The sequence below is a fragment of the Sphaerisporangium corydalis genome, assembly GCF_025506355.1.
Lineage (GTDB): Bacteria > Actinomycetota > Actinomycetes > Streptosporangiales > Streptosporangiaceae > Sphaerisporangium > Sphaerisporangium corydalis.
The window spans coordinates 29,021-48,741 of the sequence record NZ_JANZYP010000067.1 but is presented as its reverse complement, the minus strand read 5'-3'; the positions used below and the strand labels follow the sequence as shown (position 1 = coordinate 48,741).

Sequence of the window (19,721 nt, the reverse complement as noted above, 5' to 3'; positions counted from 1 at the left end):
CTGCGGACCGTCCCCGCACATCTGGAGAACGACGTGCGCCTGCGTCTCACGCCTCGTGAGGACAGCTATTACGACTTGTTCGCCGACTCGGCGAACAACCTCGTCACCGCATCCCGCCTGCTGGTAGAGATCATCAGCGACGGGTCGGACAGGGAAGCCCTGGCCGAGAAGATGCGCGCCTGCGAGCACGCGGGCGACGAGCGTACTCACGCGATCATGAATCGGCTCAACGAGAGCTTCATCACGCCCTTCGACCGCGAGGACATCTATCGTCTCGCGTCGAATCTCGACGACGTGATGGACTACATGGAGGCCGCCGCCGACCTCATCGGCCTCTACAAGATCGACCATCTCCCCAAGGAGGTGGTCCGTCAGGTGGAGGTGCTGGAGCGGGCCGCGGAGCTGACCGCCGAGGCCATGCCGAGGCTGCGGTCGATGAGCAACCTCAACGAGTACTGGATCGAGATCAACCGCCTGGAGAACCAGGCCGACCAGGTCTACCGGCGTCTGCTCGCCAAGCTCTTCGGCGGTGAGTACGACGCTCTGACCGTGATGAAGATGAAGGAGGTCATCGACCAGCTCGAGATGGCCGCGGACGCGTTCGAGCACGTGGCGAACACGATCGAGTCGATCGCGGTCAAGGAAAGCTAAGTGGAGCTCGCACTTGTCATCGGCGTCATCGCCATAGCCCTGGTCTTCGACTACACCAACGGCTTCCATGACGCCGCCAACGCGATCGCGACCTCGGTCTCGACCCGCGCTCTCACGCCCCGGGCCGCGTTGTTCATGGCCGCGGCCATGAACTTCGTCGGCGCGCACATCAGCACCGAGGTGGCAAGGACGGTCGGCACCGGCATCATCGATCCGCCGACCGGATCGCACGGCCTGGTCATCGTGGGCGCCGGCCTGATCGGCGCGATCACGTGGAACCTCATCACGTGGTACTTCGGCCTGCCCTCGTCGAGCAGCCACGGGCTGATCGGCGGGCTCGTCGGGTCGGCTCTCGCGGCGTCCAGCACGATCCACTGGAGCGGGGTGCTGGAGAAGGTCGTCATCCCGATGGTCCTGTCCCCGATCGTGGGCTTTCTGCTGGGCGCCATCATCATGATCGCGATCCTGTGGATCTTCCGCAGGGCCAACCCGCACCGGGCCGGCAAGAACTTCCGGTACGCCCAGACGGTCTCCGCCGCCGCGATGGCGCTGGGTCACGGCCTCCAGGACGCCCAGAAGACGATGGGCGTGATCTTCCTCGCGCTCTACACGGGCGGTTACGTGGCGGCCAAGGACCCGATCCCGCAGTGGGTCATCCTGGCCGCCGCCGCGGCGATCTCGCTGGGCACGTACTCCGGTGGCTGGCGCATCATGCGGACGCTGGGGCGGCGGATCATCCACCTCACTCCGGCGCAGGGGTTCGCCGCGGAGACGGCGGCCTCGATCGTCCTGTACACGATGGCCATCGCGGCGAAGGCGCCGATCTCCACGACCCACACCATCACCAGCGCGATCATGGGCGTCGGCGCGACCAAGCGTCTGTCCGCGGTCCGGTGGGGGGTGGCGGGCAACATCGTCACCGCGTGGGTGCTGACGATCCCGGCCGCGGCCCTGGTGGCGGCCGTGTCCTACTTTTTCCTGCATTGGGTGATCGAGTAGCCGGAGACCAAGCCGGAGACCAGGCCGGAGACCAGGCCGGAGACCACCGAGCCTCAGGCGCCGCCGAAGGAACCGTCGACGGGACCGCCGAAGGAGCCGCCGAGCCATCGCTGGATGTTCTGGATGCGCTGCTCGCACTCCCGCATCTCGCGGACGTTCCCGACCGCCTCGTGCGACAGGCGCAGGGCCCTCAGCGCCTCCACCTGGCCGGAGTGGTTGCCGGTCTCGCGGTGCAGGCGGAGGTTCTCGTCGAGGTCGCGCAGCGCCCCCGCGTGGTCGCCGCGGTGCTGCGCGATCAGCCCGAGCGTGTGCCGGCACGCCGCCTGTTCCCGCAGGTCGCCCGCGTCCCTGACGATCTCCAGTGACTCCCTGGCGTACCGCTCGGACTCGTCGGGGCGGTCCATGGCCAGCAGGATCCGCGCCAGGTTGTTGATCGCGGACCCTTCGTACTGCCGGTCGCCGATCTCGCGGATGGCCCGGATGGCCTGTACGGCCTTGTCGAGGGCCTGCTCGGGCCTGCCCATGCGCAGCAGAATGCGGGCCATGGTGTCCAGGCCGATGCCCATGCCGTCCCCGTGGCGTTCCCTGATGGACAGCGACGTCTCCGCCGCGCGGAGCGCGTCCCGCTGGAGCCCCAGCCGGGCGTACGTGCGGGCGAGCCCGCCGAGGGTGCGGGCCTCGCCCGTCGGGACGTCGAGCTCCCGCCAGAGCTTGAGCGCCTCCAGGCCGTGCTGGAGCGCGTCCTCGTAGCGGGCGAGACGCCGCATGGTCCGGGAGAGGTTCTCCAGGTCCTGGGCCTCGCCGGCCCGGTCGGCGATCTCCCTGCGGATCTCCAGGGCGAGGTTGAGGTGCTCGCGCGACTCGGCGTACCGGCCGAGCTTGAAGTACACGACGCCGATGGCCGCGCGCGCCTCGGCCTCGCCGCGCTTGTGGCCGATCTCGTGCGCGAGCCGTACGGCGTGCCAGATGCGGGACAGGGCCTCGGCGTGGGCGCCGTCGTCGCGCAGCAGCTTGCCGAGGATGGTGAGGGTCTCGCCTTCGCCGTGCCGGTCGCCGCTGGCCCGGGAGACGCGCAGCGCCTGCTCGGCGTCGCGGCGGGCCAGGCCACGCAGCCCGAGCTGGCGGTGAATGCGGGCCAGCTCGCGGTACGGGTCGGCGGACTGGGGCTCGTCGGCGAGCCCGGCGGGCCCGGCCAGGTCGATGCGCAGGGACAGTGCCTCCAGCCCTCGCATGACGGCCTTTTTCGGGTCGCCCCAGAAGTAGTGCAGGCGGGCCAGGTTGAGCAGGGTCTCGGCCTCGCCGGCGCCGTCCTTGATCGCCCGGCGGATGCTCAGCGCACGCAGGGCGTGGTCCTCGGCGCTGACGTACTCGCCGAGCCGGCGCAGGTTCTGCGAGATCGTGTCCAGCGCCTCGGCCTCGCCCGCCCTGTTGCCGGCCAGGCGGTGCAGGCGCAGGGACTCCTCGGAGTGCTCGATCGCGAGCCGGTAGCGGCCGAGGACTCCGCGGACGTCGGCCAGGTTGTCCAGGGCGTTGGCCTCGCCGAGGCTGTCGCCGAGCCGTTTGAAGCCCCACCGGGCGTCCTCGCCGTAGCTGAGCGCCTTGACGTTCTGGCCGATGCTGCGGTGGGCGATGGCGAGGTGGTGCAGCATCTGGGCGGTGGCGGGCCATTCGTCCACCGCCTGCGCGGACGCCAGCCCGGCCTTGTGCACGTCGATGACGTCCCTGACGTAGCCGCGTGAGGTCATGAAGTCGTACACCGCGTCGGCGAGGTTGAATGCGTAGGAGTGCAGGCCGTGCCTGGCGGCCTGGTGGGCGGTGGCGACCAGGTTGCGGCGCTCGCTCTCGAACCAGGTCAGGTGCCGTTCGCGGTCGGCGCCGGAGGTGGACGGCGGGGGTACGGCGCGGGCGTGCAGGAGGCGCCGGTTGCGTCCGAGGGCGTCGCCGGCCCGCATGGCGGTGGCCAGGTAGTGGGTCAGCAGGCGCCGTACGGCTCCGGTGCGGTCGGCCTCGCCGTCCTCCAGCAGCATGCGCTCCCTGGCGAAGACCGCGAGCAGGTCGTGCACCATGAAGCGCTCCGCCTTGCCGTCCGGAGAACGCCCATTGTCCGAATCGTCCCCCGACCCGACACCGTCCCCCGACCCGACACCACCCACGGCCGCGACCAGGTGCAGGCGGTCGAGGGCACGCAGGTGGCGCAGAGTGGCGGGGACCGTCTCGTCCAGCAGCGCCGCGCAGGACTCGACGCCGAGATCCGGGCCGGTCATCAGCCCGAGGTACCGGAAGGCGCGCCGCAGCCCGGGCGGCAGCGCGCGGTAGGACACCTCGAACGCGGGCCGCACCGCCGCGCGGGGCTCGTCCTCCTGGGCCAGTTTGGACAGCCGGTCCTGCCCGTCCAGCTCGCGGACCGTGTCAGCGATCTGCTCGGCCGGGTTCTCCACCAGTTTGGCCGCGGTGATCCTCAGCGCCAGCGGCAGCATGGAGCACTGCCGTACGAGCCGGGTGGCGTCGGAGGGGTTCTCGCGGACCCGGGAGTCGCCGGGCCCGAGTACGGCGGCCATGAGCTGGACGGCCTCCTCCTCCGCCATGACGTCCAGGGGCAGCGGTTCGACGCCGTCGGCCGGGGTGAGGCCGGGACGTCCCGCGAGCCTGGCCTGGGTGGTGACCAGCAGGAGACAGCGGTTGGACGGCGGCATCAGGGCCCGGATGAGGTCGGGGCTCTCGCCCGCGTTCTCGACGACGATCAACAGGCGGCGGTCAGCGAGCCTGCGCTGGTAGGCGGCCACGAGGTCGCTCTCGTCCACGGGCATCTGGTGCCCGCTGACGCCGAGGCCGCGCAGGAGCTGCCCGACGGCCTCGGCGACGGTGAGGGACCGGTTGCGCACGCCGCGCAGGTCGAGGTAGAGCTGGCCGCCGCTGAAGTGCTCGTCCTTCACCGAGTGGCCCCAGTAGGTGGCCAGGGCGGACTTGCCGACCCCGGCCATGCCCTCGACGATCACTGCGCGCGGGCGGTCGGCGGCCGAGGCCAGGGCGTTGAGGTCCTGGAGCGCGGCCTTCCTGCCGGTGAAGCACGGGACGACCGGGGGGAGCTGGGCGGCGCCGGTGCCGGTGGCGGGGATCCTGATCGCGGGGACCTGCCGTTTGCCCGCGGCCCTGCCGGGGGTGCCGCTCGGGGTGAACGGCGCCGGGTCCCATTCAGCGGCCCAGGGCCCTGCGGCGGCGCGCAGGGCGTCCATGTCCTTCACCGTGATCGTGGTGCCGCGCTGTTCGAGGAGGTCGGCGTGCGCGTGGGCGCAGGTGGCGTGAGGGCCTTTGGGCCGCCATACGTGGAAGGCGCGCGCGACCGCGACCCGGTCGACGCCGGCGAAGCTCGCCAGGTCGGTCTGGGTGAGCGGCGGCCCGATCGTCACGCCCGTGCCGGACGGGCGGCCGAAGCGCAGAGCCAGCTCGATCAGGTGCAGCGCGATGCGGGCGGGCGCGCGTACGCCGGGGCCGGGGGCGCGGCGGCGGGCCACGAGGACGCGGCGGTGGCCGAGGCCCTTCATCAGGGCGGCGCCGGCGGACAGCTCCTCGGCGAGGAAGTTGACGAACCGGTCCTTGGGCACCTGTAAGGCCCGCACGGCGGTCAGGGTCTCGATGCGTCCCCGGTAGGGCCAGTCCCACAGGGCGAGTTCCCCTTCCAGGTGCCCTGGCCCGAAGATCTCGATGAGCGACTCGTCGCCGGCGGCGGTGCCGTACACCTCTTTGGCGTAGCCGTCGAGCAGGACGGTGACGCTGCCGGGCAGGGCGTCCCTGTCGCCGAGGGTCTCGCGGGGGGCGAACTCGCGGACCCATCCGATGGCGTGCAGGGATTCGCGTTCGATCTGGCCGAGCAGGGACCAGAACGTTCCTGGTCCCCCGGGGTGGAGGTTGGTCACGTTGTGCCTCGCTGTGCTTGTCGGCGCGGGGCGGCACGCGCTGGGGTGTGCGCGCGCTTACAGCGTGACTGTTCGCTTAAGGGTGGGATGTGTCAATTGACATACCTATTAGCCGTGCCGATACATCACATCGACCTTCCACCTGGTGAAGCCGAAAGATTGGTAAAGATGGATGGCCGAGGGATTGTCCTCGTCGACGTACAGCATCACCTGGTCCAGGCCGGCGGACCGCAGGTGGTCCAGGCCGGCCAGTGTGAGCGCCCGGCCGAGGCCGGTGCCCTGCTCGGAGGGGTCGACCCCCACGACGTACACCTCGCCGATCGGCGCGTGGGACAGCTCGGGGCCGCCGTCGGCGTGCACCTTGGTCCAGTGGAAGCCCGCGAGCCGGGCCCCCTCCCCGGCGGTCTCGCGCACGGCGAGGAAGAAGCCGGAGGGGTCGAACCACGGCTCCCGCTCGCGCAGCGTGAGGTCGTCCATGGTCCATGAGCCCTGCTCAGGGTGGTGGGCGAACGCACGGGCGTTCACGGCGAGCCACGCCTCCTCGTCCGCGCCCGGCTCGAACGCGCGCAGCCGCACCCCGTCGGGCAGCTTCGCGGGGGGCAGGGGGTCGGCCGTAGGCCGGCGCATCTGCCAGAGCGACCGGGCCCGGGTGAAGCCCAGCGCGGCGCCCAGCCGGGCCGCCTCGGGGCGGTCGCCGTGCGCCCACAGACGGAGCCGGCCGCCGCTCTCGGCGAGCGCCGCCTCGGCGAGCAGGCGGCCGAGGCCCTGGCCCCGGTGGCCCGGGTGGACGACCAGCTCGCCGCTCGGCCCCTCCTCGCCGTCCGCCCCGACGTGCGCGAAGCCCGCCAGCGTGTCATCCTGGTAGAGCAACAGGGCCTTGGTCCCGTCGCCGCCTCCGTGGCGCAGGTGGAGCATCACCTGCTCGTTGAGCGGGCTGATGGAGTCGGCTTCGGCGGCCGCGGCGGTCAGGGCGGCCACGTCGGCCACCTCCTGGTCGCCGAGGCGTTCCCTGATGTCCACGCGGGCATTCATGCTGGAACTCTAATCTGGCAGAAAACGCCACTAACTAGCGGGGTAAATCGTTACCTCTGGGTCGTTTTATGCTTGGCTTCCGTCTCTAACCTCGTGGGTTATGACCTCTCGATCGTTCATGCGGATCGCGGTCGCCGGAATCGTCGCGGCGACCGGTCTCGCTTTCACCGCCGGTACCGCGTCGGCGCACCCGAAACCCCCCAAGCCTCCCCAGACGGTGCCCGTACGGCTGGTGTCCATCAACGACTTCCACGGCAACCTGGAGCCCCCGACCGGCTCCGGCGGCGCGATCGTCGACGAGAGCGGGGTGTCGGTGCCTGCGGGCGGCGCCGCCTACCTGGCGACCCACCTCAAGTCCCTGGTCAACCGGGACAGCGTCGTCGTGGCCGCCGGTGACCTGATCGGCGCCTCGCCGCTGATCTCCGCCGCTTACCACGACGAGCCGACCGTCGAGCTGCTGGGCAAGCTCGGCCTGAAGGTGTCCTCGGTCGGCAACCACGAGTTCGACGAGGGCATCAGCGAGCTCAAGCGCATCCAGAACGGCGGCTGCCACCCCGTCGACGGCTGTTCCCCGGCCGGCCGGTGGCGTGGCGCGAAGTACGAGTACCTCGCGGCCAACGTGCTCAAGGAGAACAACGACCACTACGTGCTGCCGCCGGTCGCCGTCAAGGTGGTCAACGGGGTCAAGGTCGGCTTCATCGGCCTGGTCACGCAGACCACGCCGTCGATCGTCACCGCCTCCGGCATCGCGGGCCTGAAGTTCACCGAGGAGGTCGAGGCGGGCAACCGCGCGGCGCGGCTCCTGCGGCTGGCCGGGGTGAAGGCCATCGTGGCCATGGTCCACGAGGGTGACCAGATCGCCCCGAACCAGAGCCCGGACGCCTGCCCGGTCACCCCGGGCGCGGGCACCCGGATCGCCCAGGGCCTCAGCGCGGACGTCGACCTGGTCGTCATGGGCCACTCCCACCAGGCCTACATCTGCAAGACCCAGGACCCGGCCGGCCAGGACCGGTTCTACACCCAGGGTTCCTCGTTCGGCCGCGTGCTGACGACGGTCGACTTCAAGGTGGACAAGAAGACCGGCGAGGTCGTCCGGTCCTCGGTCGCGGCCGACAACCACGTTGTCACCCGGGACGTCACCCCCGACCCGGAGATCACGCAGTTCGTCCAGACCTGGAAGGACCGGGTCGCCACGGTCGCCAACAAGGCCATCGGCTCCATCACCGCCGACATCGGCAGGGCCGCGGGGCCGTCGGGGGAGACCGCACTCGGTGACCTGATCGCCGACGCGCAGCTCGAAGGCACCAGGACCGGCGGAAACGCCGAGATCGCGCTGATGAACCCGGGCGGGGTCCGCGCCGACCTGACGTACGCGCAGAGCGGGTCGGAGGGCAACGGCGTCGTCACCTACGGCGAGGCCTTCACCGTGCAGCCGTTCAACAACCTCATGCAGGTCGTGACGCTGACCGGGGCCAGGCTCGACGCGCTCCTGGAGCAGCAGTGGCAGAACGGCGGCGCGCTGGTGCGCATCCTGCAGCCGTCCGCGTCGCTGACCTACTCGATGAACCTCTCGCAGCCGATCGGCTCGCGGATCTCGGACATCAAGATCAACGGGACGCCGGTCACCGACGCACAGGAGATCCGGGTCGCGGCCAACAACTTCCTGGTCGGCGGCGGTGACGGTTTCACCGTCTTCCGCGAGGGCACGGGCCTGTGGAGCGGCCCGCTGGACATCGACGCGTTCGTCGCCTACTTCGGGGCGCACTCGCCGATCGCCCCGCCGGCGATCAACCGCATCACGGTCACCGGCTAGCCCCGGGACCGCGAGCGCGGTCACCGGGGATCACCCGGCAGCGAAACGCCCGGCGTCGTCGAGGACGGCGCCGGGCGTCACGCGTTCACGGCGTCAAGCGTTCACAGCGTCCAGGTCACGCGTTCACGGTGTCTATCGGCGGGCGGGAGCGGGCTCGCGGTCCTCGATCTGCTCGCCGCCGCGGTCGGGTACGAAGCGGTACCCAACGTTGCGCACGGTGCCGATCAGGGACTCGTACTCGGCGCCCAGCTTGGCGCGCAGGCGCCGCACGTGGACGTCGACGGTGCGGGTGCCACCGAAGTAGTCGTATCCCCATACCTCCTGCAGCAGCTGGGCGCGGGTGAAGACCCGGCCGGGGTGCTGCGCGAGGTACTTCAGGAGCTCGAACTCCTTGAACGTCAGGTCGAGCGCCCGGGTGCGGAGCCGGGCGGTGTAGGTGGCCTCGTCGATCGACAGGTCGCCGCTGCGGATCTCGTCCGGCACCTCTTCGGTGGCGGCGATCGACAGCCTGCCGACGGCCAGCCGGAGCCGGGCCTCGACCTCCGCCGGTCCCGCCGTGTCGAGGAGGACGTCGTCGGCCCCCCACTCGGCGGTCATCGCGGCCAGGCCGCCCTCGGTGACGATCACCATGAGCGGGCAGTCGATGCCGGTAGTACGAAGGAGACGGGAGAGGCTCTTGGCGTGCACCAGCTCCCTCCGCGCGTCCACCAGCACAGCGTCGGCGGGTGGTGCGTCGATCAGTGCCGACGCCTCCGCGGGGGCGACCCGGACCGAGTGGAGAAGCAACCCGAGGGCGGGCAGCACCTCCGCCGAGGGTTCCAGAGCGTTGGTGAGCAGGAGCAGGTTACTCACAGCACCTCCTAATCAAGAGGCTGACCCGGGGCGGGAGGATACGGCTTCGCTCACGCACCGCATCCGCCTCCTCCCCGCGTTGTGACGGCGCCAGCCGTACAAACACGTAAAGGACCCGGGGGCTACGTCGCCCAGGTCCCGTCAGTACGTGAGGATAGCCCACAGGAAAGGCGCGTCCATAGTGCGTCGGCCCGGTGAACGGTCCATCACGCGGGAAATAACCGTAACCATTCCCTTGCGGTGAGTGATTGACACTTGTGCGGTACTCATGCTTAGACGACGGAGGTGGCTGATGGCAAGGGGTATGGTGCGCTACTGGGCGGCGGCCAAGGAGGCCACGGGGGTGGCCGAGGAGGCGTTCGACGCCGTCACGTTAGGTGACCTGGTGGCGCAAATCACACTAAAACATGAAAATCCAGACCTAGTACGCGTTCTCGGACGATCGTCCTTCCTCGTGGATGGCCATCCGGCGGGCACGCGCGATCCCCACGCGGTGGAACTGCCGGAAGGGGCCACCGTGGAGGTGCTTCCTCCCTTCGCCGGCGGCTGATCGTACGGACTCGTTGGGACCTGCCCGGGTTGATGGTCATTCTTGGTGAATTGCCCTGGTTGATAGGTGTTTTGTGGATGACCCCCAGGGGAGTAGGAGGGCGGATACTCTCATTCACAGGGGTGAGCCTCCCTAAGGAGTCGGATGCGCAAGCTGATCGTGTTCCTGATCCTGCTGGGCGTCATCCTGGCCGTCGTCGACCGCGTCGCGGTGAGCGGCGTGCAGAGCGAGGTCGCCCGCCAGGTGGCGGCCAAGTACGACCTGGCCACCCCGCCCAAGGTCGAAGTACGCGGCATTCCCTTCCTCACCCAGGCGATCGCCGGCCGGTACGAGGAGATCAGTGTGGCGATGGGCGCGATGACGACCCCCGACGGCGCGAAGATCTCGCGCATCGACGCCGTCCTGCACGGCGTCAACGCCCCCCTCATGGACCTGATCCAGGACTCCGCCAAGGCGAGCATCGTCGCCGAGAAGGTCACCGGCACCGTCGTGATCTCCAAGGAGACCCTGGACGCCCGCGCCCCGCGCGGCCTGCGCGTCGAGGGCAACGGCGACGACACGCTCAACGTCACCGGCAAGCTCACCGTCGCCGGGATCACCATCCCGGTCACCGCGAAGCTGAAGATCGAGGTCGTCGCGGGCGGCGTGCGGCTGACGCCGGAGAACGTCAACGGCATCAAGGTGCCCGACGCCAGCAGGCTGATGAGCTTCAACGTCCCCATCAAGAACCTGCCGCTCAACATCAAGATCCAGAAGGTGCGCACGACCTCCGAGGGGCTGGCGGTCGACGGCACGGCGACGGACGTGCCGTTACGTGACTGAACCGGACCTCCCCCTCGTACGTCGTGAAGATGTGAGCCACGCCGGAACCGCCGACGAGCAGCTGATACGAACGCTTTTCGCGGAGCACGCGGGGTCACTTTATGGTTACGTGTTGCGACTCACGGGTGATCCGGGCAAGGCGGAGGACGTGGTACAGGAGACGCTGTTACGGGCGTGGCGGCACCCTGACGCGCTGGCCGACCGGCCGGTGCGGGCATGGCTGTTCACCGTCGCCCGCAACCTGGTCGTCGACCACCACCGCGCCCGCAGGTCCCGCCCGCAGGAGACCACCGACGACGCCCTGGCCGTGGTGCCCGCCGAGGATGAACTGGACCGCGCCGTCGAGTCCTGGGGCGTCGCCGACGCCATCGCCGCCCTGCGGCCCGAGCACCGCGCCGTGCTGCTGGAGACCTACTACCGGGGCCGCTCGGTGAAGGAGGCCGCGGAGTCGCTGGGCATCCCCGTCGGCACGGTCAAATCACGGACGTACTATGCCCTTCGCGCGCTGAAACTGGCGCTGGAAGAGCGGGGGCTCGCGCCATGAGCCCGTGCGAGGAGATGCGGATGTCGCTCGGCGTGTACATGGTCGGGGCGCTGGACCCCGAGGAGGCCGCCGGCGTCGAGACCCATCTGGCCACGTGCCCGGAATGCCAGGCCGAGTTCGACGAGCTCAGCGGCCTCGCGGCGCTGCTCGGCCGGGTCTCGGAGGAGGACATAGAGCAGGTCGCCAGCCCGCCGCAGGCCGTGCTCGACCGCCTGATCACCGCCTCGGCCAGGCGCCACCGGCTGAACCGGCTGTTCATGGGCCTGGCGGCCGGCCTGGTCACCGTCGTGCTCGGCGGCACGGCGTGGCTGGCCGTGGGAGGCAGGACCAGGGACGCGAGCACGGTCGCGGCGCCCGCGAGCAGCACCATGAGCGACAACGGGGCCGCGAGCGGCACCAGCCAGGAGTCCCCCGGCAACGAGGCCATGCTGTCCACTCCCCGCGCGTCCGCCTCGTCCATGCTGAAGCAGGACCCGTCGGGCACCGTCCCGGTGCCCGACGACGCCGGGCGGCGGGCCCCGGTGACCGCGACCAACGGGCGGATCCACGCCGAGCTCAGCCTGACGCCCGGCGAGGAGGGCACGACCATCCAGATCGCCCTGTCCGGCATCGCCGACGGCACCTCCTGCAGGGTGACCGCCGTGGCGACCGACGGCACCCGCTCCCCGGCGGGGAGCTGGACGGTCGACCTCGCGGAGTACCACGGGGGACCGGCCGAGTTCGTCGGGCACACCGAGCTGACCATCGACCGGATCCGCAGCTTCGACATCCGCGCCTCCACCGGCAAGCGCCTGCTGTCGATCTACCTGCCCTGACCGCGCGACCGCCGCGCCCGTGGACGGAAACCGGCCCAGGCGGCTCCACGGAGATCGGCCCGCGCGGGTTTCCCCGCGCCGGGAATGGCGGCAGGACGGGTCGTGTTGTGGCTGGCGATGACAGGCCTGCTGGTGCTCTGCGCGACGCTCGCCGCCGGAACCGTCGCCGGACTGGTGATGCGGCGGCGTAATGGCGCCGTGCGCGGGGTGAGGAGGGACATGGACGTGGTCGCCGCCGGCGAGCTCGGCGAGGAGCTGGGCGAGCGGGCCACGCTGGTCCAGTTCTCCACGGCCTTCTGCCAGCCCTGCCGCGCGACCCGCCGCATCCTCTCGGAGGTCTCCGGGATGGTGCCAGGCGTGCGGCACGTGGAGATCGACGCGGAGTCCCGGCTCGACCTGGTCCGGCGGTTCGACATCATGCGCACGCCGACGGTCCTGGTGCTCGACGGCGCGGGCCGCGTGACCAAGAAAGCGTCCGGTCAACCGCGCAAGGCCGACGTCATCGCGGCCCTGGGTTTCACCGCATCTCATGAAACGGACGCGACGTGACAGATGGCGAGACGGCGGGTACTGTCGTGGACATGACGCCCTGGACGGAGCTGCTGACGAAGCGGCGCGCGGTTGACTTCTGCCGCGTGGCCACCGCGCTCTGTCGTATGGCCTGAGGGCGATCTCCCGGCTTTACCGCCGCGCCGAGATCACGCGGGTGCCTCCCGCCGCACCGGTCTGAAAAGTGCCTGGTCCTTGTCTTTCGGCACGATCCCTTCAGGAGCATCCCGCCATGCAGGTTGATCCAAGAAGCACGCGCTTTTCCGCGGCCGTGACGACGCTCATCCTGGCGCTGGTCCTGATCACGGGCAACGTCTGGCTGCTGCTGGCCCAGGGCGTCGTCTTCGCCCTGGGGGTCGCCGGAACGGCGCCGTACGGGCTGGTGTTCAAGCGGCTGGTACGGCCGAGGATCGGCCCGCCCGCGGAGATGGAGGACGCCGCCCCGCCCCGCTTCGCGCAGGGTGTGGGCCTGGTGTTCGCCCTCGCCGGGGTGGCCGGCTTCGCCGCGCAGGTCACTCCCCTCGCGCTCGGCGCGACCGCCGCGGCCCTCATGGCCGCCTTCCTGAACGCGGCCTTCGGCTTCTGCCTGGGCTGCGAAATGTACCTCTTCATCCGCCGCCTAATGCCCGCCGCAACCCGATAACCGGAGGTTTCCCAATGAGCCGCTCCGCCGTACTGGTGGACGCCGACTGGGTCGAGGCCAACCTCGACACCTCTGGCGTCGTGCTCGTCGAAGTCGACGAGGACGCCAGCGCCTATGACAAGGGCCACATCCGTGGTGCCGTGAAGATCGATTGGAAGCAGGATCTGCAGGACCCGGTCCGCCGCGACTTCGTGGACCGTGAGGGCTTCCAGGCCCTTCTGTCGGCTCGGGGCATCGGCAACGACGACACCGTGGTCCTCTACGGTGGCAACAACAACTGGTTCGCCGCGTACGCGTACTGGTACTTCAAGCTCTACGGTCACCAGAACGTCCGGCTGCTCGACGGCGGGCGCAAGAAGTGGGAGCTGGACTCCCGCGAGCTCGTCACCGAGGCCGCCGCCCGCCCGGCGACCCAGTACTCCGCCAAGGACCAGGACCTGTCGCTGCGGGCCTTCCGCGACGACGTCCTGGCGGCGATCGGCAAGCTGAACCTGGTCGACGTCCGCTCGCCCGACGAGTTCTCCGGCAAGCTGCTGGCCCCGGCCCACCTCCCGCAGGAGGCGGCGCAGCGCGGCGGCCACATCCCGACCGCGCGCAACGTCCCGTGGTCCAAGGCCGCGAACGACGACGGCACCTTCAAGTCCGACGAGGACCTGCGCTCGCTGTACTCCGGCGAGGGCGTCGACTTCGGCAAGGACACGATCGCCTACTGCCGCATCGGCGAGCGTTCCGCCCACACCTGGTTCGTGCTGCACGAGATCCTCGGCCAGGCGAACGTGAAGAACTACGACGGTTCGTGGACCGAGTACGGCTCGCTTGTCGGCGTGCCGATCGAGTTGGGGGAGGCCCGCTGATGACCATCCAAGGTTGCGCAGCACCGGAGCAGACCGTCACGCTGCCGGCCGGGATCGATCTTTCGACCCAGGCCGTCATCCAGGGCGTCGTCACCGGCGCCGGCACGGCGTACGCTCGCCTGCTGGACCATTCCGGCGAGTTCACCGGCGAGGTGGTGGTGTCCGACGAGGGCATCTTCCGCTTCTTCGCCGCGCCGGGCTCCTGGACCGTCCGCATCATCGCGGGCGGCGGCGTGAGCAAGGACGTCGCGGTGGAGGCCCGCCTCGGCGAGGTCTCCCAGCTCCAGGTCGCCGTCTGACGACCGGCCGTTAGCCTCGCCGCCGGGGCGGCGAGCGGGCTTGAGACGCGGAGGGCCGGCGTCCCGGTTACGGGACACCGGCCTCTCGCGCGTTCCGGGCCTTTCACGCGTCCGTGGCCGTACGCTCCGATCGCGGGCACCCGGCGGGAGGCCGTAATAGGGGCCCGGCACCGGGTGGGTCTCGTTCTGATGATGCGGCTGCGACGCCTGGGGTGCCGTCGATAGGATGCACCGGATGTCCGAATCCATCCGCATCCCGTCGGCCTGGTCGCTGCCGCTGCACACGCTGCGCCTGGCCGGGCGGTGCCTGCTGCCCCTGGTCATGTGGTACTCGGCGGGACAGCTCGTGCGGTTCGGCCTGCTCGCCGGCGGCACCGACCTGTCCCACGGCTCCATGCGCGACCTGCGCCTCACGCTGACGATGCTGATCTTCGTGATCATGGTCATGGCCAGCATGGTCGTCAGCGTCGGCATGTTCCACACCCTGCGCGGCTCCCTGTCGGAGATCCGCGCGCGGCGCGCGGACGGCGAGGAGGACGAGGGGTTCGTCGGCGGCCTGAGCCGGGTCATCGTCCCCTTCGTGGCGCTCTACCTGGCCTGGCGGTGGGACCTGGACGATGTGCGCGCCTTCCTCACCACCGACATCAAGCGGCAGAGCGGGGAGAAGGGGTACCTCGGCGCCTTCGCCGACCTGACCACCGGCCAGCCGACGGACACGGCGATGGGGCTCACCTCGCTGAGCTTCAACATCACGCTGATCATCATGATCGCCGCCTTCCTCGGGCGGTACGTCTTCATGCTGCTGCACGAGAAGCGGGGGAACCGCCCGGCGGCCATCGCCCTGGCGTTCTGCGAACTCGCCTTCGTCTACTACGGCCTGCAGGTCATCGCCTCGCGCGGCGCCTGGATCGGCAGCCGCTCGATCGTGAACTGGTGGAACGACGTCGTCGCCGGCATGGAGCGGATCATCCCCGGCTGGGAGGCGTTCTGGGCCACGATCGGCGCGATCAGGCCGTTCGCCTGGGACGCGCTGGTGCTGCCCGCCGCCTGGCTGACCGTCGCCATCCTGATGTACGGCGCGTACGCCGAGGACGCCACGACCGTGATCAAGGGCACGCGGCTGGAGACGACGGCCGAGCAGGCGACCCGGGCGATCAACAGGCGCACCCACTCCCTCACCCGCCAGCTCCTGACGGCGTTCTTCGGCCGCTGGGCCCACTGGGTGGCGCTGGCCAACACCATGCGCCTGGTCGTACGGGCCGGCGCGCCGCTGTTCGGGATGTTCGCCCTGTGCTTCGCCGGGATCAAGGTCGGCGAGGGCTACGCGGCCCGCGGCCTTGAGTACCTGGCCGGCAACGACTACCCGGTGCTGTACTGGGACGTCGTCTTCGTCCCGATCAACTTCGCCGTCGACCTCGCGGTCACGGTGCTCACCACCTGCCTGCTGGCCGCCACGTTCGACGTCGCCGCCGGCGCGGAACGCCGGCGGCGCGCCCTCGCGTCCGCCGCACAGGCGGCCGGCCCCGAGGGACCTCGTCAGGCGCTCGGCGAGCCGCGGTACGGCGCCGCCCCCGCCGGTGCCGGCCACGAGGCCGGCGGCCCGGCGGTCAGCGGTCGAACCGCAGAGCGTCGCCCGACTGCTGCCTTCCCAGGTACGGGTTCGGCCACAGCGTCAGCTCGACCTGGTCCACCATCTCCTTGGGCACCAGGCTGATCAAGGTGAACCGCCCGGCGACGCCGGGCGTGAGCTTCTCCGGCGACTTCCACGGCTCGACCATCCACGTGCGGCCCGCCTTGTCGGCCAAGTAGAGGCCCGGCGGGGTGAGCGCGAACCTGGTGCCGTCGGCGTTCAGCGGGGTGGCCTGCAGTTCGATGCGCAGCATCGTGCGGCCGGGCTGCTGGGCCGCCTGCGGGTCGGTCATGGTGGACACGCCGATGAGCCGCCACTTGGCGTCCGCCAGCGTCGCCTCCTGCCCCGCCGAGACCTGCTGGACGTTGGCGGGCGGCACGTCCTTCTCGTACCGCTGAAGCGCGTCGTACCCGCGCATCGCCAGGAAGGCGGCGGTCAGGCCGACGGCGCCGGCGATCTGCAGCCCGATCTTGGCCACTTTGGGGATCGGCGCCCGCCGCCGTTTGGGCGGCGGCGCTGCCGGCGCGGGCGGCGCGGGCGGGGCCGGAACCGCGGCGGCGGCCGAGGGCGGCACCGGGGGCCCGCTGAACGGGGGCCGGGTGAAGGGCTGCGGCACGGGGGCGGGGGGCGTCGGGACCGGCGGCGGCCACGTCGGGCGGCGCGGCGCCGGGCCGTCCTCGATGACGGGGATCGGCACCGTGGAGGAGCCGCGCGGCTCCCGCTCCGGGGGCGGCCACACCCTCGCGTCCGGCCGGGGCAGCCGCTTGGACGGGGTGAACCAGGACGGCTCGGCCGCGGGCGGGCTCCAGACGCCGGTGTCCTCGGGGTTCTGGTCGCTCATCAGCCGCTCACCTCGTAGACGTCCTTCGCGGCGCCGGCCATCTGGCGCGCCTTCGGTCGGTCGAACCCGAGGTCGAACGAGGTCTCCGGCATGTAGTCGTCACCGAACAGCGTCTTCGGCTCGGCGACGACGACCCGGGCCCCGGCCAGCTTGTCCGCGGGGACGTCGAAGAAGAACAGCCCGGAGCGCCACCACCCCGGCTGGATCCACTTGTCGCCGAGCGTCGCGGACAGGCTCACCCGGTCGGTCGGCTCGAAGCGCAGGCCGTCGGCGGTGAGCACGAACGAGGTGACCTGGGTGGGCCTGCGGGGCGCCGTCAGCCCGACCTTGACGATCATGAACGTCTCGTCGGCCTTCGCGTCGTCGGTGCTGTACTGCTTCTTCACCCGCACCGTCCTGGCGAACTCGACACGTTCGAGCCGGGCGGAGAAGTGGGAGGTGCGCAGCTCGTCGTGCATGCCGCCGGACACGGTCAGCGGGTCGCTCTTCTCGTCGGCGGTCAGCACGAACGTCTGGGCGTACACCGCGGCGCTCACCAGGGCGATGCCGACGACGCCTCCCACGATCTTGCGCCACAGCGGGACGCGGCGCGGAGGGAGGGGACGCAGCGGCGCGGCGGGCGCCTCGGGTACCAGGCCGTGGGCGGCGGACATCACGCCTCCACCCGGACCGGCAGCGTGACCTGGGCGACGACGATGGGCGAGTAGTGGAACTGCCTGCCGTGCGCGCGGTCCTCGGCCGTGGGCGCGACGGGCGTGGTGACCAGCCGCCATTCGTGCGTCTTGTAGAAGAAGCTCTCGGCCCACGCGTACATGCCGGCGTCGATCTGGACGCTCTTGGGGGGCGGCTTGCCCTCCGGCAGCTCGTACGCCAGGACGACGGTGGCCGGCACGCCGGGGTGCATCTGGCCGTAGGAGTGGCCTCCGGAGACGGCCACGACGCGCGGTCCGCCGGTGACGTTCGTCGAGGCGGGGTCGTCGAGCGGCTTCCCGTCGGCCCTGACCCCGACGAGCGCGTCGTCCATCATCTGCGCGAGGAGGGTGATCTCGCTCTTGTTGGTCACCTTCAGGACGAGCTGCAGGTAGCGCCGGTCGGAGACGCCGATGCCGTCCTTGCCGCCCAGGCGGACCACGGCGTCGTCGAACCGGGTGACCATCCGGCCCTGGTCGATCTCCGCGCCCTTGCCGGCCTGCTCCGGCGGCTTCTCGGGGGCCTCTTTGAGGCCGCCGGCCGCCGCGCTGACTCCCACGGTCGCGGCGGCCAGGACGACCAGCACCGGTATGAGCACCGGTCGCCGGCGCGGGCGGCCGCCAGAAGGGGTGGACGTCATGGCACAGGATGGTAGTCGGTGTGCCTTTCCCTTCCGCCTCGTTGGTCCCATAGATACGCGGTAGAGATCCGCGAATGCGGATGAACCGGGCAAACGCCCGCCGAAACCCGAATCGTTACCCCGTCGCCGGGCACCCCGTGCGGCCGGGCGAGATCCGGGCCGCTCGTTGTGGCGATGCCCTGCGGGCCTCGGGCTGTGATCGATAACATGCCCAGGATGTCCGAATCGATGGCCTTGGGGGCTGGGTCACCGCGCGCCGCCGCGCACGCCACCACCGGCGTCCGCTGGTGGAGGCGCTCGGCGTACGGGCTGCCGCTGTACACGCTGGCGATCTGGACCCGCTGCCTGGTCCCGCTCGTGCTGTGGTTCACCGTCGGCAAGCTGGGCAGGTTCGGGCTGCTGGTGGCCGGGTCGGAGCTGTCGCACGGCTCCTTCCGCCAGTGGCGCCTGGCCGGCGTCATGCTGGTCTTCGTCGCCATGGTCATGCTCGGCATGGTCGTGACCGTGGGCATGCTGCACTCCCTGCGCGGCGCGCTGACCGAGCTGCGCGCCCGGCGCGAGGAGGGCGAGCGGGACGAGCCGCTGTCCGCCGGGCTAGGCCGGGCGATCATCGTCTTCGTCGCGATCTACCTCGCCTGGGGGTGGCAGACCGCGGACGCCCGCGACTTCGCCGACGCGGACATGGAACGCTACGCCGACCAGTACGACACCTACACGGCCGCGCTGGTGAACAACGCCCTGGGGCACGGCGACGCCCCGGCCAAGCCCGTCCCCCCGGACGCGGGGACCAACCTGGTGCTCGACCTGAAGGTCGCGGTGGCCTTCACGGCCGTGGCCCTCGTCGCCCGTTTCGTGCTCTCGGCGTTCCACGAGCGCAGGGGCGGCACCAGGCTCGCGTTCGGCGTGGCCTTCTGCGAACTGGCCGCCACCTTCTACGGCGCCGTCCTGCTGGTCACCCTCGCGGGCGATCGGTCGGCCTGGCTGCGTGAGCGGGTGGCCACCGCCTGGTGGGACGAGCACTGGGCCGCCCTGGAGGCGGCGGTGCCCGGCTGGCGCACGGCCGCCGAATGGCTGGGCCAGGTCCGGCCGGACCTCACCGAGGCGGTGGTGGTGCCGCTGACCTGGCTCACGCTGGCGATCCTCGTCTACGGGGCCTACTCCGAGGACGGCCGCGCGCTGGTCGGCGGCACGCCGCTGGAGCGGGTCACGGCGGCGGCCGAGGAGCGGACCCACCCGCTGACCAGGCGCGGGTTCGGGCTGCTGCTGTCGCGCACGGGCCTGGACCGGTGGCCCCCGGTGCTCAACGCCCTGCGGACCACGCTGCGCGGCGGCGCTCCGCTGTTCGCGGTGATGTGCCTGTGCTACGCGGGGCTGCGCGTCGGCGCCGACTACGCCGAGCGGGGTGCGTACCACCTGATCGGCACCGCGCATCGCCAGCTCGAATGGGAGATCTACCAGATCCCCGTCCGCTTCGGCCGCGAGCTGCTGTTCACGACGCTGACGCTGTGCCTGTTCGCCGCGGCCTTCGACGTCGCCGCGACCCGTCAGCGCGCGAAGCGCGGCATCTCGCCCGGCGAGTAGCG

Annotated in this window: 20 protein-coding genes; 14 read left to right on the top strand and 6 right to left on the bottom strand. The window is 70.9% G+C overall.

The genetic code is table 11. From position 1 onward, the window contains the following. Nucleotides 1-33 precede the first annotated feature (33 nt). Together NYZ98_RS33685 and NYZ98_RS33680 are read left to right on the top strand one after the other, a co-directional pair. Nucleotides 34-651 (top strand): DUF47 domain-containing protein, encoded by a 618-nt coding sequence (locus NYZ98_RS33685; protein WP_262847847.1) that lies wholly within the window; start codon nucleotides 34-36, stop codon nucleotides 649-651. Next, a complete protein-coding gene (locus NYZ98_RS33680) occupies nucleotides 652-1,650 on the top strand; it encodes an inorganic phosphate transporter (RefSeq protein WP_262847845.1) in 999 nt (332 codons plus the stop codon). Nucleotides 1,651-1,703: 53 nt separating this feature from the next. Here NYZ98_RS33680 and NYZ98_RS33675 read toward each other — a convergent pair whose 3' ends face one another. Then, on the bottom strand, nucleotides 1,704-5,564 hold the full coding sequence (locus tag NYZ98_RS33675; protein ID WP_262847843.1) for a tetratricopeptide repeat protein: 3,861 nt from the start codon (nucleotides 5,562-5,564) through the stop codon (nucleotides 1,704-1,706). Nucleotides 5,565-5,672: 108 nt separating this feature from the next. Next, the gene (gene mshD / locus NYZ98_RS33670) at nucleotides 5,673-6,596 is read right to left on the bottom strand and encodes a mycothiol synthase (RefSeq protein WP_262847841.1); all 924 of its coding nucleotides are present in this window, start codon (nucleotides 6,594-6,596) and stop codon (nucleotides 5,673-5,675) included. A gap of 100 nt (nucleotides 6,597-6,696) precedes the next feature. On the opposite strand from mshD, the gene NYZ98_RS33665 reads away from it, so the two are divergent. Further along, nucleotides 6,697-8,409 carry a bifunctional metallophosphatase/5'-nucleotidase gene (locus NYZ98_RS33665; protein ID WP_262847839.1) on the top strand — a complete coding sequence of 571 codons (1,713 nt, stop codon included), beginning with the start codon at nucleotides 6,697-6,699 and terminating at the stop codon, nucleotides 8,407-8,409. Between the two features lie 132 nt (nucleotides 8,410-8,541). Here the strand turns inward: NYZ98_RS33665 and NYZ98_RS33660 are convergent, their stop codons facing one another. Continuing rightward, on the bottom strand, nucleotides 8,542-9,261 hold the full coding sequence (locus tag NYZ98_RS33660) for a winged helix-turn-helix transcriptional regulator (protein ID WP_262847837.1): 720 nt from the start codon (nucleotides 9,259-9,261) through the stop codon (nucleotides 8,542-8,544). 292 nt (nucleotides 9,262-9,553) lie between these two features. Between NYZ98_RS33660 and NYZ98_RS33655 the strand changes: the two genes are divergently transcribed. The 10 genes from NYZ98_RS33655 to NYZ98_RS33615 all read left to right on the top strand — a co-directional run bounded on the left by NYZ98_RS33655 (nucleotide 9,554) and on the right by NYZ98_RS33615 (nucleotide 16,051). After that, entirely contained in the window at nucleotides 9,554-9,811 is a 258-nt protein-coding gene (locus NYZ98_RS33655; protein WP_262847835.1) for a MoaD/ThiS family protein, read from the top strand. A gap of 144 nt (nucleotides 9,812-9,955) precedes the next feature. Continuing rightward, nucleotides 9,956-10,633 (top strand): LmeA family phospholipid-binding protein, encoded by a 678-nt coding sequence (locus NYZ98_RS33650; protein ID WP_262847833.1) that lies wholly within the window; start codon nucleotides 9,956-9,958, stop codon nucleotides 10,631-10,633. Then, the gene (locus NYZ98_RS33645; RefSeq protein ID WP_456115262.1) at nucleotides 10,626-11,177 is read left to right on the top strand and encodes a sigma-70 family RNA polymerase sigma factor; all 552 of its coding nucleotides are present in this window, start codon (nucleotides 10,626-10,628) and stop codon (nucleotides 11,175-11,177) included. Before NYZ98_RS33650 ends, NYZ98_RS33645 begins: the two co-directional genes overlap by 8 nt. Further along, nucleotides 11,174-11,992 carry an anti-sigma factor family protein gene (locus NYZ98_RS33640; RefSeq protein WP_316249630.1) on the top strand — a complete coding sequence of 273 codons (819 nt, stop codon included), beginning with the start codon at nucleotides 11,174-11,176 and terminating at the stop codon, nucleotides 11,990-11,992. The genes NYZ98_RS33645 and NYZ98_RS33640 overlap by 4 nt, the downstream gene beginning before the upstream one ends. Nucleotides 11,993-12,169: 177 nt before the next feature. After that, a complete protein-coding gene (locus NYZ98_RS33635) occupies nucleotides 12,170-12,541 on the top strand; it encodes a thioredoxin family protein (RefSeq protein WP_262847855.1) in 372 nt (123 codons plus the stop codon). Between the two features lie 32 nt (nucleotides 12,542-12,573). Beyond that, nucleotides 12,574-12,657, top strand: a complete 84-nt coding sequence (locus NYZ98_RS41610; RefSeq protein ID WP_380708059.1) for a putative leader peptide — start codon at nucleotides 12,574-12,576, stop codon at nucleotides 12,655-12,657. Nucleotides 12,658-12,773: 116 nt separating this feature from the next. Beyond that, complete coding sequence (locus tag NYZ98_RS33630) at nucleotides 12,774-13,184, top strand: DUF4395 domain-containing protein (RefSeq protein WP_262847828.1); 411 nt, start codon at nucleotides 12,774-12,776, stop codon at nucleotides 13,182-13,184. A 14-nt stretch (nucleotides 13,185-13,198) separates the two neighbouring features. Beyond that, on the top strand, nucleotides 13,199-14,038 hold the full coding sequence (locus tag NYZ98_RS33625; protein WP_262847826.1) for a sulfurtransferase: 840 nt from the start codon (nucleotides 13,199-13,201) through the stop codon (nucleotides 14,036-14,038). Then, on the top strand, nucleotides 14,038-14,337 hold the full coding sequence (locus tag NYZ98_RS33620) for a DUF1416 domain-containing protein (RefSeq protein ID WP_262847825.1): 300 nt from the start codon (nucleotides 14,038-14,040) through the stop codon (nucleotides 14,335-14,337). The genes NYZ98_RS33625 and NYZ98_RS33620 overlap by 1 nt, the downstream gene beginning before the upstream one ends. Before the next feature lie 235 nt (nucleotides 14,338-14,572). Next, a complete protein-coding gene (locus tag NYZ98_RS33615; RefSeq protein WP_262847823.1) occupies nucleotides 14,573-16,051 on the top strand; it encodes a hypothetical protein in 1,479 nt (492 codons plus the stop codon). Here the strand turns inward: NYZ98_RS33615 and NYZ98_RS33610 are convergent. From NYZ98_RS33610 to NYZ98_RS33600, 3 genes are read right to left on the bottom strand one after another with little or no spacing between them, the layout of a single operon-like run. Further along, nucleotides 15,945-16,808 (bottom strand): hypothetical protein, encoded by an 864-nt coding sequence (locus NYZ98_RS33610; RefSeq protein ID WP_262847821.1) that lies wholly within the window; start codon nucleotides 16,806-16,808, stop codon nucleotides 15,945-15,947. The two genes, NYZ98_RS33615 and NYZ98_RS33610, sit on opposite strands and share 107 nt — an antisense overlap. After that, nucleotides 16,808-17,461, bottom strand: a complete 654-nt coding sequence (locus NYZ98_RS33605) for a hypothetical protein (protein ID WP_262847819.1) — start codon at nucleotides 17,459-17,461, stop codon at nucleotides 16,808-16,810. The genes NYZ98_RS33610 and NYZ98_RS33605 overlap by 1 nt, the downstream gene beginning before the upstream one ends. Beyond that, on the bottom strand, nucleotides 17,461-18,138 hold the full coding sequence (locus tag NYZ98_RS33600; RefSeq protein ID WP_262847817.1) for a hypothetical protein: 678 nt from the start codon (nucleotides 18,136-18,138) through the stop codon (nucleotides 17,461-17,463). The genes NYZ98_RS33605 and NYZ98_RS33600 overlap by 1 nt, the downstream gene beginning before the upstream one ends. A gap of 216 nt (nucleotides 18,139-18,354) precedes the next feature. Between NYZ98_RS33600 and NYZ98_RS33595 the strand changes: the two genes are divergently transcribed. Continuing rightward, nucleotides 18,355-19,719: a hypothetical protein gene (locus NYZ98_RS33595; protein WP_262847815.1), complete on the top strand. Its 1,365-nt coding sequence runs from the start codon at nucleotides 18,355-18,357 to the stop codon at nucleotides 19,717-19,719. The last annotated feature ends 2 nt before the right edge of the window (nucleotides 19,720-19,721 follow it).